This window comes from Burkholderia cepacia ATCC 25416, from assembly GCF_001411495.1.
GTDB lineage: Bacteria > Pseudomonadota > Gammaproteobacteria > Burkholderiales > Burkholderiaceae > Burkholderia > Burkholderia cepacia.
Window position 1 is genome coordinate 2,753,795 of record NZ_CP012982.1, and the last position, 14,580, is coordinate 2,768,374.

The 14,580-nt window shown below is 62.7% G+C and carries 10 protein-coding genes; 9 read left to right on the forward strand and 1 reads right to left on the reverse strand.

Features of this window, described 5'->3' with window-relative positions:
* Window positions 1-541 precede the first annotated feature (541 nt).
* The 9 genes from APZ15_RS29580 (at window position 542) to APZ15_RS29615 (ending at window position 9,577) form a co-directional block, all read left to right on the forward strand.
* Complete coding sequence (locus APZ15_RS29580; protein ID WP_027789362.1) at window positions 542-1,228, forward strand: hypothetical protein; 687 nt, start codon at window positions 542-544, stop codon at window positions 1,226-1,228.
* Between the two features lie 119 nt (window positions 1,229-1,347).
* Window positions 1,348-2,178: an arylamine N-acetyltransferase family protein gene (locus tag APZ15_RS29585; RefSeq protein WP_027789361.1), complete on the forward strand. Its 831-nt coding sequence runs from the start codon at window positions 1,348-1,350 to the stop codon at window positions 2,176-2,178.
* Window positions 2,179-2,888: 710 nt separating this feature from the next.
* Complete coding sequence (locus APZ15_RS29590; protein WP_081040836.1) at window positions 2,889-5,132, forward strand: type VI secretion system Vgr family protein; 2,244 nt, start codon at window positions 2,889-2,891, stop codon at window positions 5,130-5,132.
* A gap of 8 nt (window positions 5,133-5,140) precedes the next feature.
* On the forward strand, window positions 5,141-6,172 hold the full coding sequence (locus APZ15_RS29595) for a hypothetical protein (protein WP_138143371.1): 1,032 nt from the start codon (window positions 5,141-5,143) through the stop codon (window positions 6,170-6,172).
* Complete coding sequence (locus APZ15_RS41330) at window positions 6,169-6,975, forward strand: hypothetical protein (protein ID WP_138143372.1); 807 nt, start codon at window positions 6,169-6,171, stop codon at window positions 6,973-6,975. The genes APZ15_RS29595 and APZ15_RS41330 overlap by 4 nt, the downstream gene beginning before the upstream one ends.
* Before the next feature lie 256 nt (window positions 6,976-7,231).
* Window positions 7,232-7,867, forward strand: a complete 636-nt coding sequence (locus tag APZ15_RS40045) for a CHAP domain-containing protein (protein ID WP_080982164.1) — start codon at window positions 7,232-7,234, stop codon at window positions 7,865-7,867.
* 313 nt (window positions 7,868-8,180) lie between these two features.
* A complete protein-coding gene (locus APZ15_RS29605; RefSeq protein ID WP_034195953.1) occupies window positions 8,181-8,357 on the forward strand; it encodes a ribbon-helix-helix domain-containing protein in 177 nt (58 codons plus the stop codon).
* A 1-nt stretch (window position 8,358) separates the two neighbouring features.
* Window positions 8,359-8,709: a VOC family protein gene (locus APZ15_RS29610; RefSeq protein ID WP_027789359.1), complete on the forward strand. Its 351-nt coding sequence runs from the start codon at window positions 8,359-8,361 to the stop codon at window positions 8,707-8,709.
* Between the two features lie 7 nt (window positions 8,710-8,716).
* Window positions 8,717-9,577, forward strand: coding sequence for a class I SAM-dependent methyltransferase (locus APZ15_RS29615; protein WP_027789358.1), 861 nt, complete (start codon window positions 8,717-8,719; stop codon window positions 9,575-9,577).
* Between the two features lie 65 nt (window positions 9,578-9,642).
* Here APZ15_RS29615 and APZ15_RS29620 read toward each other — a convergent pair whose 3' ends face one another.
* Window positions 9,643-14,484 carry an NAD-glutamate dehydrogenase gene (locus tag APZ15_RS29620; protein ID WP_027789357.1) on the reverse strand — a complete coding sequence of 1,614 codons (4,842 nt, stop codon included), beginning with the start codon at window positions 14,482-14,484 and terminating at the stop codon, window positions 9,643-9,645.
* Window positions 14,485-14,580: the final 96 nt, after the last annotated feature.

Below are 14,580 nucleotides of genomic sequence, written 5' to 3' on the forward strand. Positions count from 1 at the left end.
CAAGCCGCTCGTTTTGCTTTTGTTTCCGAACGTGTTGCCGGGGCATGTCACGCCGAGCCCGTGGCGCGGGCGCGTTGCGCGACGGCATGAAGTCATGCCAATGACGCGGCACGGAACGTTCTGCGTCACGCCGCGCCGTGCTGTTCTTCGGCGCGCGTCACGCCGGATCCCGGCACGGGCGCATTTGCGCGACGGTGTGGCGTCATGTGATTGACGCGGTCCGGCACGTTCCGCGTCACATGCCGCCGGTCGATGTTGAATCCGACGTGCGGTTCAAGACGTGCGACGGCTGCAGGCCACCGGCCGCGTCACCGTGCGGACGCCGCCATTCGCCGCCATTGATGCGGCTCGAGAACGAATGTCGGGACACGCGTGATATCGCGTGGCATACCTGGACGAATCCGCTCGAGCGCGTACGCCGGCCGCGGAATTACAAGCCTTCGCGTCTCATGATTTCGTTTCGATGTGTTTCAGTCGTTGCGGCGGCGCGCGGCGCGCTTCGACAATATTGGCCTCGATCATTCCGGCACGAGGAACACACATGAAACACATTCGCGCGACGGGCCGGTACCTGGCCTCGGCAGGCATCGCGTTCGGCATCCTGGCAAGCGGCGCCGCGCACGCGCAGCTCGACCTGCAGTCGCTCGGCGCGTCGCTGCTCGGCGGCGGGCAGCAGCAGGCGGCGCCCGCGCAGGGCGGCGTTTCCCAATTGCTGCAGGCTTACGTCGGCGCGAACCAGCAGGTGCTGACCGGCCAGTCTTCGCTCGCGTCGGCGATGGGCCTGACCGGCGCGGCCGGGCAGGCGCAGCAGGCCGCGAGCCAGCTGGCCGGCGGCGATGCGCTGACGCCCGCCGCGCTGTCGCAGATGGGCGGCGCGCAGCAATCGGTGTCGCAGGCGCTCGGCCAGGCGTTCGCGAGCGGCGGCGCCACGCACGGGCCGATCGACAAGCAGGCGTTCAGCAATGGCCTCGCGTCGCTCGGGCAGGGGCTCACGCAGTATTCGCAGCTGCAGTCGGGGCTCGGCAATCTCGGCTCGACGAGCGCGGCGTCGCTGTTGCAGTCGGGCCTGAATCCGCAGAACATGCAGGCTGCGTCATATATCGCGCAAAGTGCGCCGGGCCAGCTGCAGTCGCTCGCGGCGACGCTCAGCCAGGCCGTGCAGTTCGCGACGAGCCAGGGCATTTCGGTGCCGTCGGTCGCGTCGTCCGCGCTGAAGCTGCTGCCGTAACGTTGCGCGGGGCCGCGCGATGCTGTGCCGGCATCGCGCACGACGACGAAGATCGCCCCGCACAACATGGGGATTTCGCGCGATGTTATCGTGGCGTGTCCCTTTTTCGGTGCAGGTTCATGACTGACTCGTTCGACCTCTCGCGCTATTTCTCCCGCATCGGCTACGACGGCCCGGTCGAGCCGACGCTCGACGTGCTGCGCCGGCTGCACCTGCTGCACCCGCAAGCGATTCCGTTCGAAAACCTCAATCCGCTGACCGGCGCGCGCGTCGCGCTCGACCTGCCCGCGATCGTCGACAAGGTGATCGAACGCCGCCGCGGCGGCTACTGCTTCGAACTCAACAAGCTGTTCTACACCGCGCTCACGACGATCGGCTTTCGCGTGACGCCGATGATCGCGCGCGTGCGCTGGATGCAGCCGCCGGAAGTCGCTACCGCGCATACGCACATGCTGCTGCGCATCGATCTCGACGGCGCGGCCTGGCTCGCCGACATCGGCTTCGGCAGCGCCACGCTGACCGCGCCGCTACGTTTCGTGCCGGACGAGCGGCAATTGACGCCGCACGGCGCGTTCCGCGTCGTCGCCGCGCCGGTCGACGGTGAATTCGAGATGCAGATCGAGACGCCTGACGGCTGGCAGACCACCTACCGCTTCCAGCCGAAGCGGGTCGAATGGATCGATTACGACGCCGCGAACTGGTTTACTTCGACGTATCCCGAATCGATCTTCCTGCACAACCTGATCGCATGCCGCGTGCTGCCGGACGGCCGCGCTGCGCTGCGCAACACCACGCTGACGATCCGCGATGCGGCGGGCGCCGGGCACTCCGTCACGTTCGACGATGCGGCCGCATGGGGCGCGTGCCTGCGCGACACGATCGGCATCGATACGACGGGATTCGATCTCGACGCGCTGTTCGCGCGGCTGGCGGCGCGCGTCGCGACGTAGCGCGCTGAATTCCCCGGACGCGTTAGCACCGCGATGATTTGACGATGCGACTACTTGTACCGGTGCATTGGACTCGGGGGAGTCGGTGGCTCTTGTAGTCGCGTTCGAGGCTCGCATTCGCGAAGTTGGCAGCGACATGCCTGTCGACAGGGTGCAATGGCATGCAGTGTGTCGACGGTTGAGCGCGAAACTGACAATGCATGCAGCGATCTCGACTGCTTGACGTACCTGCACCGATGGTATGTCAGGTGACGCCGAAAGGTGAGCCGCAGGGTAATTCGGGTTGCTGTTGTTGAGAAGGTGCGGATCTGCAACCGGGATTGGTTTGTTTGATTCGGATTGCAATTTAATTTAGAACTCGTCCTATAGACGAGAGTAGCGAAATCGCTGATCTTTGTCGCTGGACGTCCAGCTCGAAAACTTGGCAACTACGTCGGTCGCTAAGGCAAACCGTAATCGATTTCATGTCGCGGAGTGTCGATGCGACGCATGGCGCCAAGTCACATGTAACCCGGGAAGCACGGATCGCACTGCAAAAGAGAAATTCTTCTCGTATCGCAGACAAGTGTAGTTGTTCGGCACCGATAGCGAGTGCGTGAAGGTGATCGGAGACGATGGCTGGATTGAGGAAAGATTCGGGCAGGTTTGGGGCTGGGTGCTCATCCGTTCACGCGTGACGAGACAGGTTCGTCACAGGAGGAGGTTCATCTATGTCTACGAAATCCGGCCTGCACTTTACCTTTGCCGCTGGCGACGAGTCGTTAGAGGTCGTAGAGTTCACGCTTAGGGAAGGTTTGTCTGAGACCTTTCTGTTGCAGGTGGAACTGGCGAGTGCCAACGCTGCAATCGATTTCGGTCAGGTGCTCGATCATAGCGGCTTGCTTACGATCTGGCAGGACGGGCAGCCCGTGCGTTACGTGCACGGCACGGTGTCGAGTTTTGTGCAAGGCGATACGGGCTTTCGACGTACTCGCTATTCCGCGGTGGTCGAGCCACGTTTGGCGCGTCTGAAGCTGTCCTCCGACTGGCGCATCTTCCAGACTTTGAGCGTGCCCGAGATCGCCACGGCCGTGCTCAAGGCACACCATCAAACGCTGGACTACGAGCAGCGTGTCACCAGCGAGCATCTGGCGCGCGAGTATTGCGTGCAGGCAGGCGACACCGACTACGATTTCATCGAACGTATCTTGCGCGAGGAAGGCTTCTTCTACGCTTTCCAGCACAAGGCCGATGGGCATCGGTTGATCCACTGCGACCGGCTGTTCATCTTCGGCCGGCAGCAGGGGGAGCCGGTGCTGTATAACCCGACGCCCGGCGGCGACCAGCCGCAGCCCAGTTTGCGCACCTTCGCCTACACGGAGAACGTGCGCACCGCGCGTCAGGTGCAGCGCGACTACACGTTCAAGAGCCCACGCTTTCCGCACGAGTACCCGCGCGAGGGCACCGACCTCGATCATCAGGGCCGCGGCTACGCGCGCTACGACTATCCGGGCCGCTACAAGCATGAAGCCAGCGGCAAGGCCTTCACGCAGGACCGCCTGCGTGGTCACCGTCGCGACGCGCGTATCGCGCGGGTGAACGGCGATGATGCGCGCCTGCAACCCGGCATCGCGTTCGACCTCACCGGCCACCCGCGCGAGGACATGAACCGCGGCTGGCGTCCGGTGAGCCTCGTGCATCACGGCAAGCAATACACCAGCCAGGCGGAGGAGGGCGCTGACGCGCAACAAGGCACGCACTACCGCTACGAAGCGGCGCTGGTGCCCGACGATGCCGAGTGGCGCGCTGAGCCGCTGCCGCGCCCGCGCATCGACGGCCCGCAGCCGGCAACCGTGGTCGGCCCCGAAGGCGAAGAAATTTACACGGACGAGTACGGCCGGGTAAAGGTGCAGTTCCCGTGGGATCGCGAGGGCAAGTACGACGAGCACAGCTCGTGCTGGATCCAGGTCGCGCAGAACTGGGCCGGCGCGACCTGGGGCCACATGGCGATCCCGCGTATCGGGCAGGAAGTGATCGTGGTCAACCTGGATGGCGATCCGGACCAGCCTCTCATCATCGGGCGGGCGTACAACCGCTTGCAGTTGCCGCCGTACGAACTGCCGCGGCACAAAACGCGGATGACGATCAAGAGCCAGACGCACAAGGGCGAGGGCTACAACGAACTGCGCTTCGAGGACGAGGCGGGTCAGGAGGAAATCTACGTCCACGCGCAGCGCGATCAGAACATTCACGTCAACCACGACGAAACCACGTTCGTCGGGCATGACCGCAGCGAGCAGGTCGAGCACGACGAAACCGTAGCTATCGGGAACGACCAGCGACTTGCGATAGGTCGGGACCGCCGTGAACGAGTGGGACAGGATGAAGAACTCACCATCGTACGGCATCGTACGATCCATACCGGCATGAATCACACAGAGACCGCAGGCAATAATCGTCACGACACCATTGTGGTCAACCACCGCGTCGATGTCGGCGGCCATGCGGAGCACCTCGTTCACGGTAGCCACCGCCTGGAGGCCGGGCAGCGCATCGAACGGAGAACCCTTCACTACCAGTTGCAGGCGGCGGAGCGTGTAGTTCTGCAAGGCCCGGGAGGTAGCATCGTCATCGACAGTTCGGGTATCACGCTCGATGCCGTTGCCATTCGCTTCAAGGGGCCGATACAGCAGCAGACCGGCGGCAAAGGCAACCTGCTCGACCTGTTGTCACGGACTATCAACAACCCTCAAACGAACTTCAGCGAGCAGTTTCTCGTCAAGCACGCGCGCACCGGGGAGGCGTTGGCCAATGTCCTGTATTGCGTGGAAACGGCAGAAGGTCAGTGCTTCGTCGGGCGTACCGATTCGCGAGGGCTGACGGCGCGCGTCTATACCGTCCGACCTGACGCCGCGACGTTGCGTTGGGGAAGAGAGGCGGCAGTGCACTTGCGCAAACAGAACATCAGCTACTGAGGTCCGTCATGGAACAACAGAAGCAAAGTCAGACCGGCCCGAATAACCCGACGACCGAAGTGGCGGCGATTGCCGATCTTGATTATGTAACGGTGGTTGGTTGTTCTAACCCTGCTTTCTATGTGCGTGCCAGGAAGGGCAACAGGATGATGTTCATCAATCAAGGGATACGGCAGTTGCGCCAATACCCCGAGGGGGCGCCGGACTACGCGATACAACGTGTTTTTCTGATTTTCGCGAGGGACTATCCTCGCAAGCTTCTGGACAAGCTCAAGAAGATCGTCGAGGTTGACTACGGTGCCAGCTATCGTGAGATGACCGATATCGCCGACCTTGTTTCATTCATCGCAGCGCGTCGCAGCAAGAAACGACTGATCAAGCAACTGGACATCTTCTCGCACGGCCTCGTACACGGCATCGAATTCGGATACGACGTCGGCGAGTCATGGCAAATCCGCTACGGGCTGAATCAGGCGCGCATGCTGGCGCCATTGGCGTTCGATGATGACGCTACCGTATTCTCATACGCCTGCCGTACGGGGCTTGGACACGACATCGGGACAAAACTCGATCCGGGGGAAGACCCTCGATATGAAGAGAGCCTCGCGCAGGTCATGGCTGATGCGGGCGATGTGGAAGTACGAGCATTTCCTCGAAGGTCCAACTATGACGAAACCTATGGTACCCGGGAGGAGCTCATCGCGGCACAAAAGACGCTGCCGAAGATTGCCGAGTACGAGCGAAAGGCCGAAGCCTATGATCAGCAGATGGCCGCCTACCGACGGCGAACGCTGGCATTGGGGAAAGGGCCCATGAACGAGATTCCTGGGGAACCGCCACCTAAGGCGCCAGTTAGGCCTTACACAGCCCGGGAACTGGAGTTGGCAAAGCATATGCAGGTCCGCGACGAAAACGAAAACAATTCTGACATCGGCCTTCCCCTGGACTCGTTGGGTGCCATAAATCCAGTCAGGTCGGGTAGTACACCGGAGGGGTTACCCATGGGGCTTCGTATTTTCAAGCCAAGATCACGCGCATGAACAAAAGAATCGCGATGTTAATTGTGGTAATGATGCTGGCCGCCCTTGTTGTGAACTGGACGGCGAACGGAGGGAATTCCATGAGCGAAAGAGTCATGATGCGAATATTAGAAGATGGTCCGTTATTTGATGCGACGCTGTGGTTTGAAAATGGCATGTATCGGCGTATTCCTCTCGGAGATGACGACAAGGTCTACTATCCGGCGGGTGCGAAATATAACGACACCTTAATGCGACGAATATCTCCGCCTCCATTTGCTGACGATCAGGTGGGAAGTCTTCAAATAAGGATAGTTCGCGCTCTAAAAGGCGAGTCTATGCCAGCAGATTTCCCTCCGAAAGTCCCTTCGTCGGTCGACGCCATCGGATTTGGTTCCAAATTCGATCCAAGGCCGCAGATTATCTATATTGCAAGTCGATTTATGGACTATGGGGAGGGTAGGCCAAAGCTTCCGGTCGATTACTACACCTTTTACACACTGCTGGAAGGAAGGCGCTTTTTTGTTTCTATCGTGAGAGTCGGTGAAACTGGGGAAATTCTCTATACTTTCCGAGTACACGATATTGCCATTCCTGAGGACGAGGAAGAGCGGAGGTTCCAGGAACTGCAATCCAAAGCCGATCTCCAGTCCAGGCTGGACGAGCCCGGCTGGAAATTTCGGTCCGGCAAACTCTGTCCGTGGCCCGGTACGTGGGAATGCCTGGAGTTGCCCGTTGGAAAGCAAACGTTTGCTCATAACGCGTCGTTTCCAAAGATCAACGCGCAGGATGTAACGTGGCGCTTCGTGCCGCCGACACATTGAAATGGCTTAGGACGACCGTCTACCATGCTGGTGAATTTGAGATTCAACCCCATTCGTTTATGCGAATAAAATTCGGGGATAGATTGAATGGCATAAATAAATCTCCAGTACCTGAATGCTGTCAAGTATCGGTATGTTTGAAGTGAATATTGGTGCGAACGGACTTTCGTGGGCGCAGCACTTTGGGTGAGGTGTTCGACGATATTTGGTGGGGTGATAAAATTATATATATATAAATCATTTTTTGATTGTTTTTATGAAATTATATTTTAAGAATGTTAAAATCAAAATATTCTTGATGGTTATTTTTACAATATTTGTCGCTTGCATCATTCCGACGAAGTTAAATATCAATCCGATGCGTAAGGTCGGAGAGGTTGTGGATGAGGTGAACGGGGTAAAAGTCTATTACAATGGCGGGATAGGGAGTGTGTCTGGAAGAAGCTTAACGTCAGATGGTTATAATGTCGGTATCAAGTACCAATGCGTTGAATTCGTCAAGCGTTACTACTATGAGCATCTTGGGCACCGAATGCCGCAATCTTTAGGAAATGCAATAGACTATTTTGATGTGACTGTTAGGGATGGTGGCATGAATCGAGCCAGGAATTTGATTCAATTCAGAAACAATGGTTCGGAAAAGCCCGTTGTTGATGATTTGGTTGTCTTTGAACCGTGGATATTTAATAGGTATGGCCATGTGGCGATAGTGTCGAATGTGACGGACTCGACTGTTGAGATCATTCAACAAAATTCAGGGCCTTTGGGTCGGAGCAGGGAAACTTACCCACTAACGAGTGAAAATGGTAAGTGGAAGGTGGAAAGTTATCGATTGCTAGGGTGGCTCAGAATTAGAAGCGCCAAACCGCTTTCGTTATATGGAGTGGAATGAAGAGGAGGCACAAGCTTGTCTCGGTTGCTGATTACCTGCGTTTTGCGTGGCGACCAGATCGAAAAGATTCTGGCTCGATATATCGATTCCAGAGAGCGACAAGCGGATCGGTTCGCGGTGCTTTTCTCTGGAGTGTTGAAACTGTTCATCCTTTTGCCGTCATGCCACGCTGTGAGAACGTGACGGAAAACGGGCCTCGTTGCAAGGCGGATGATTCACATGTCCGGATAGTTGTTCACTGTCGTTTCGCCGTACGTCCGGCTGATCCGGCTTAACGCTTGATTTTTACTAGATTGCTAGCATACTAGCTCCCATGACCGACGAAGAAGTGAAGCAATTCAACGTGTACCTGCCGCTGAGCCTGATCCGGCAGGTCAAGCATCGCGCCATCGAAACGGAGCAATCGCTGTCCGCGCTGGTGGCCGATGCATTGCGCGCGTACCTGGCCGGGCCGCAGCCGGGCGCGGGGCCGTCCATCGAGGAGGAGTGACATGTCATCCGAGCGAATCGAAGCCGTGTACCTGACGACGCACAACTGGGGCAAGTCGGCGAAGTTTTTCCAGGCGCTGGGCTTCACGCTGGAGTTCGAAACCGATCACAACTCGGGCCAGCTGCGCCATGGCGACGGCCCCTTCCTGTTCATCGCCGAAGTGCCGCCGGGCGAAACGCCGGACATGCAGGTCGTGCTCAAGGTGCCGAATGAACAGGCGGTGCAGCCGCAGCCGATCGTCGACGTCGTCACGCCGTTCGAGGATACGCACTGGGGCACGCGCGACATGACCGTACGCGATCCGGACGGTCGCGTGTGGCGCCTGCAGGCGCCAGCGCAGCAGGGTGCGTGAGGCCGACATGACCGAACCCCGCGAAAGCGCCCCCGACAGCACCGCCGCGCGCGTCGCGCTGTGGCGTGCGCTGCACGTCGAACTCGATGCGCCGCCGCATGTGCTCGCCGACGAAGTCGGGCGGCAATTGCTCGCACCGGAACCCGGCTGGCAGCAGCGCGGTGACATGGATCCGCAGTTCACGCGGCCGTTTCGCGCGTCGATCGTCGCGCGGGCGCGCTTCATCGAGGATCTCGTGGTGGAGCAGGCCGCGCGCGGCGTGAGCCAGTACGTGATCCTCGGCGCAGGGCTCGACAGCTTCGTGCAGCGTCGGCCCGACATGGCGTCGCGTGTGACCGTCTTCGAAGTCGACCAGCCGGCGCCGCAGCGCTGGAAGCAACGGCGCCTCGTCGAGCTGGGCTTCGGTGTGCCCGACTGGCTGCGTTTCGTGCCGGTCGATTTCGAGGCGAAACAATCGTGGCGCGCGGCGCTCGTCGGTGCGGGCTTCGATGCCGGCAAGCCGGCGGTCGTCGTGTCCACCGGCGTCAGCATGTACCTGACGCTTGAGGCGAACGCGGCCGCGTTGCGCGAAGTCGCCTCGCTCGCGCCGGGTTCGACGCTCGCGATGACGTTCCTGCTGCCGCTGGAACATGCGGATCCGGACGTGCGCCCGGGGCTGGAAATGGCCGCGAAGGGCGCGCGCGCGAGCGGCACGCCGTTCATCAGCTTCTTCATGCCGGCACAGATGCAGGCGCTCGCGCGGGAGGCCGGCTTCACGAAGACCGAGCACGTTTCGGCTGCCGAACTGACGCGTCGCTATTTCGCGGATCGTGCGGACGGACTCAGGCCGCCGAACAACGCGGAGGAACTGCTGGTCGCGACGGTCTAGCCTCGCGCGTACGCAAGCATGTCGGCAGCGCGCCGGTTCCGGTCACGCGGAACCGGCCAGCCTGGTCACGCGCGTTCGAGCACGGCCATTTCCCGCACGACCACGAGCAGCACCGCGAGGCTCGCGCCGCCGGACGCGCGCAAGTCGGCGAGCAGGTGCTCGTAGCGTGCGAGCGCGGCTTCGCGGCGCGCGCGCCACGCGCCGACGATCGTCTCCGGCGTGGTCGAATCCGGCGATTCCGCAAGCGCGCTCGACGCGAGCGTGCGCTTGAGGCGCGCGACTTCCGCGAGCGCGGCCGCGCGCGCCAGCATGTCCCAGTGCGTCGGGGTCGGCAGCGTCGCCGCGCGCTCGCCGATCCAGCTGTAATTGAGCAGCGTGCCGAGCGAGAAATACACGCCCGCGACGAGTTCGAGGCTGCGGTTGCTGGTCGCGGCCACTTCGGCGATGTCGAGCAGCGCGGCCGAGATGTCGCCGCTCGCGACGCGCACCGCGAGCGCGCTGTCGACGCCGGCTTCCACCAGCACGCGCTGCCGCTCGGACAGCGCTTCGAGATCGTCGGCCGGCAACAGCGACGGCAGTTGCGGCGCAAGCCGCTCGGCCGCGTCGCGGCAGCGCGCGATCAGCTCGGCGACGCCGCCGTCGGCCACCGCGCCGGATTGCAGATGCCGCAGGAACCACAGCGCCGCGCGTTCCAGCAGCCGCGCGACGTCGACGAACATGCGCGCCTGCACGTCGTCGGCGACGCGGTTGTCGAGCGCATCGATGTCGCGCCACACGGCATCGAGGTCGAACACGTCGCGCGCCATGATGCAGGCCCGCACGATGTCGCCGGGCTTCGCGTCGGTTTCCTCCATCAGCCGGTGCACGAATGCGCAGCCGACGCGGTTCACGAGCGCGTTGGTCAGATGCGTCGCGAGGATCTCGCGGCGCAGCGGATGGCGGCGCATCGGTTCGCTGAAGCGCTGCTGCAGCGGCTTGGGGAAGTAGTCGACGAGCATCGCGGCAACCAGCGGATCCTCGGGCACGTCGGATTCGAGCAGCGCGTCGTACAGCCACATCTTGCTGTACGCGAGCAGCACCGCGCGTTCCGGCGACGTGAGGCCGAGCTTCGCGGCTTGCCGTTCGGCGACTTCGTCGTCGGTCGGCAGGAATTCGATCACGCGGTTCAGGCGGCCCGCGCGTTCGAGCCAGCGCATCAGGCGCGCCTCGGCATCGAGCAGCTCGACCGCATAACGACCGGCGATCGACAGCGCCTGCGTCTGGTAGTAGTTGTCGCGCAGCACGAGCAGCCCGACTTCGTCGGTCATCTCCGCGAGCAGGGCGTTGCGCTGCTTCTCGGTCATCTCGCCGTCGGACACGACGAGCCCGAGCAGGATCTTGATGTTGACTTCGTGATCCGAACAATCGACGCCGGCCGAGTTGTCGATCGCGTCGGTGTTGATGCGGCCGCCGCGCTGCGCGAACTCGATCCGGCCAAATTGCGTGCAGCCGAGGTTGCCGCCTTCGCCGACGACCTTGCAGCGCAGGTCCGCGCCGTTCACGCGCACCGCGTCGTTCGCGCGGTCGCCCACTTGCAGGTGGGTTTCGCGCGCCGCCTTCACGTAGGTGCCGATGCCACCGTTGTACAGCAGGTCGACCGGCGCCTGCAGGATCGCGCGGATCAGCTCGGCCGGCGGCAGCGCGTGCGCGTCGATGCCGAGCGCGGCCTGCACGGCGGGCGACAGCGGGATCGTCTTCGCGGTGCGCGGATAGACGCCGCCGCCCGCCGAGATCGCGGCCGGATCGTAGTCGGCCCAGCTCGAGCGTTCGAGCGCGAACATGCGTGCGCGCTCCGCGAAGCTCGTCGCGGGATCGGGGTTCGGGTCGAGGAACACGTGCCGGTGATCGAACGCGGCGACGAGCCGGATATGCGGCGACAGCAGCATCCCGTTGCCGAACACGTCGCCCGACATGTCGCCGACGCCGACTACTGTGAAGTCGGTCGTCTGCGTATCGATGCCCATCTCGCGGAAGTGGCGCTTGACCGATTCCCACGCGCCGCGCGCGGTGATCGCCATCTTCTTGTGGTCGTAGCCGACCGAGCCGCCGGACGCGAACGCGTCGTCGAGCCAGAAGCCGTATTCGTGCGAGATCGCGTTCGCGTAGTCGGAGAAGGTGGCCGTGCCCTTGTCGGCGGCGACCACCAGGTACGGATCGTCGGGGTCGTGCCGCACCACGTCGGGCGGCGGCACGATCGCGTTGCCGGCCAGGTTGTCGGTCAGGTCGAGCAGGCCGCGCAGGAAGGTCTGGTAACACGCGATGCCTTCGCGCATCCACGCTTCGCGATCGCTCGGCGGCGGCGGGTTCTTCACGACGAAGCCGCCTTTCGAGCCGACCGGCACGATCACGACGTTCTTCACCATCTGCGCCTTCATCAGCCCGAGCACTTCGGTGCGGAAATCCTCGCGGCGATCCGACCAGCGCAGGCCGCCGCGCGCGACGCGCCCGCCGCGCAGGTGCACGCCCTCGACGCGCGGCGAATACACCCAGATCTCGAACATCGGCTTCGGCTCGGGCAGCCCGGGCACCTTCGCCGGATTGAACTTGAACGACAGGTACGGTTTCGATTCGCCGTTTGCGTCGACGAGGAAGTAGTTCGTGCGCTCGGTCGCGTTGATCACGCCGAGGAACTGCCGCAGGATGCGGTCTTCGTCGAGGTTCGGCACCTGGTCGAGCGCACTTTCGATCGCCTTCAGCAGCCGCTCGGCCTGCACGTCGCGCGTGTCGCCGGTGGCCGGGTCGAAGCGCAGCAGGAACAGCTCGACGAGCTGCCGTGCGATCGCCGGGTTGCCGGTCAGCGCGCGCTCGATATACGCGTCGCTGAAGGTCGAGCCGACTTGCCGCAGATACTTCGCATACGCGCGCAGGATCGTCACTTCGCGCGCACTCAGATGGGCGCGCAGCACGAGGCGGTTGAAGTCGTCGTTCTCGATCCGGCCGCTCCAGATCTGGTCGAACGCATCCTCGAACAGGCCTTTCACGCGCTCGATGTCGAATTCGGTGTCGTCCGCGAGCTCGAGGCCGAAGTCGTGCACCCACGCATGCGCGGCGTCCTGCGTCTGGATCCGGTACGGCCGCTCCTCGTCCACGCGCACGCCGAGATGCTCGAGCATCGGCAGGCTGCGCGATAGCGCGATCGGGTCGCCCGCGCGATAGACCTTGAAGCGGAACGCACGCGCTTCCGCCTCGATCGGCCGGTACAGGTTCATCGCGAGCTGCCCCGAATCCTTCACCCGCTCGATCAGCTCGATGTCGCGCACGGCCGTGCGCGCCGGATAGTCGTCGCGGTAGCCGGCCGGGAACGAATCGGCATAGCGCTGCAGCAGCCGGTTGCCTTGCTCTTCGCCGAAGGCGTCGAGCAGCGCGTCGGCGAGATCGTCCTGCCAGCGGCGCGTGACCTGCACGAGCCGCGTTTCGAGCTCGCGCGTGTCGACGTCGGGCATCGTGCCCGGTTCCGCATGCACGACGAAATGAATGCGCGCGATCGCCGATTCCGACAGCAGCGGCGTGAATTCGACGGTCACGCCGTTGTACGCATCGACAAGCAGTTTCGCGATGCGCCGGCGCAGGTCGGTGTTGTACTTGTCGCGCGGCACGAACACGAGGCACGACACGAAGCGGTCGAAGCGGTCGCGCCGCACGAACAGGCGCGTGCGCTGGTGTTCCTGCAGCCGCAGGATGCCAAGCGCGATGTCGTAGAGCTGGTCTTCGTCGGCCTGGAACAGTTCGTCGCGCGGATAGGTTTCGAGCACCGTCACGAGCGACTTGCCGAGATGCCCCTTCGGCAGGAAGCCCGCGCGCCGCACGATGTTCGCGCACTTGCGGCGCACGATCGGGATCTCGGTATACGAACCGAAATAGGAGGTCGACGTGTAGAGCCCGATGAAGCGGCGCTCGCCGGTGACCTTGCCGTCGGCGCCGACGAGTTTCACGCCGACGTAGTCGAGATAGCCGGGCCGGTGCACGGTCGCGCGCGAATTCGCCTTGGTCAGGAAGATCGGCCAGGGGCCGGTGATGATGTCGGCGGCGGCCTGCGGCAGCGGCGTGACGTCGGGGGCGCCGGACGTGCGCAGCGATTCGCGCAGGATGCCGAAGCCGGTGCCCTCGATGCCGCGCAGCCCGAAGCCCGTGCCGTCGGACACGAGCGCGTAGTCGCGCTGGCCGAGGAACGTGAAGTGATCGGCGGCCATCCATTCGAGGAACGCGCGCGCCTCGATGTCTTCCGCGGTCGATTCGCGCGCCTTCATCTCCTTGATCGTCGCGCGGGCGATGTCGACGATCTTCGGCCAGTCTTCCACCGATGCGCGCACGTCGCCGAGCACGTGCGCGATGTCGTTGCGCAAGGTGTTGAGCAGCGCGGCATCGCCGCAGCGATCGACTTCGAAATGGATGAACGACGCGAGCTGCGACTGGCCGTCGCCGGGCGTCGCGCCGCCCGCATCGACGCGCTCGATGCCGCCGTCGGCGCCGCGCCAGATGCGGAACACCGGGTGCAGTGCCGAATGCAGCGCGAGCCCGAGGCGGTTGACGGCCATCGTCACCGAATCGACGAGGAACGGCATGTCGTCGTTGACGATCTCGATGACCGTGTGGTCGGAATGCCAGCCGTGCTGTTCGAGGATCGGGTTGTACACGCGCAGCCGTTCGCTGCCGGGCACGAATTTCTGGGCGGTCTGCCAGTGCGCCATCGCGGCGCCGTAGAGATCGGCGATGCTGCGGCTCTGCAGATCGTCGGCATCGGCGAAATCGTAGTAATGACGCAGGAAGGGTTCGACGATCCGGAACGTGGCTTCGGGCAGGCGCCCGCGCGCGAATTCGACGACGTCCGAGAGCAGATGTGCGACGACTTCCTCGTGCTTCGCTTCCATGGCGGTCTCCTCGTCGGGTGGCCATCGGCTGCTGCGTCTGAGCCGCATTATATGCACCGATCGCGTGACAATGCGATGTGCGCGCGCACATCGGGA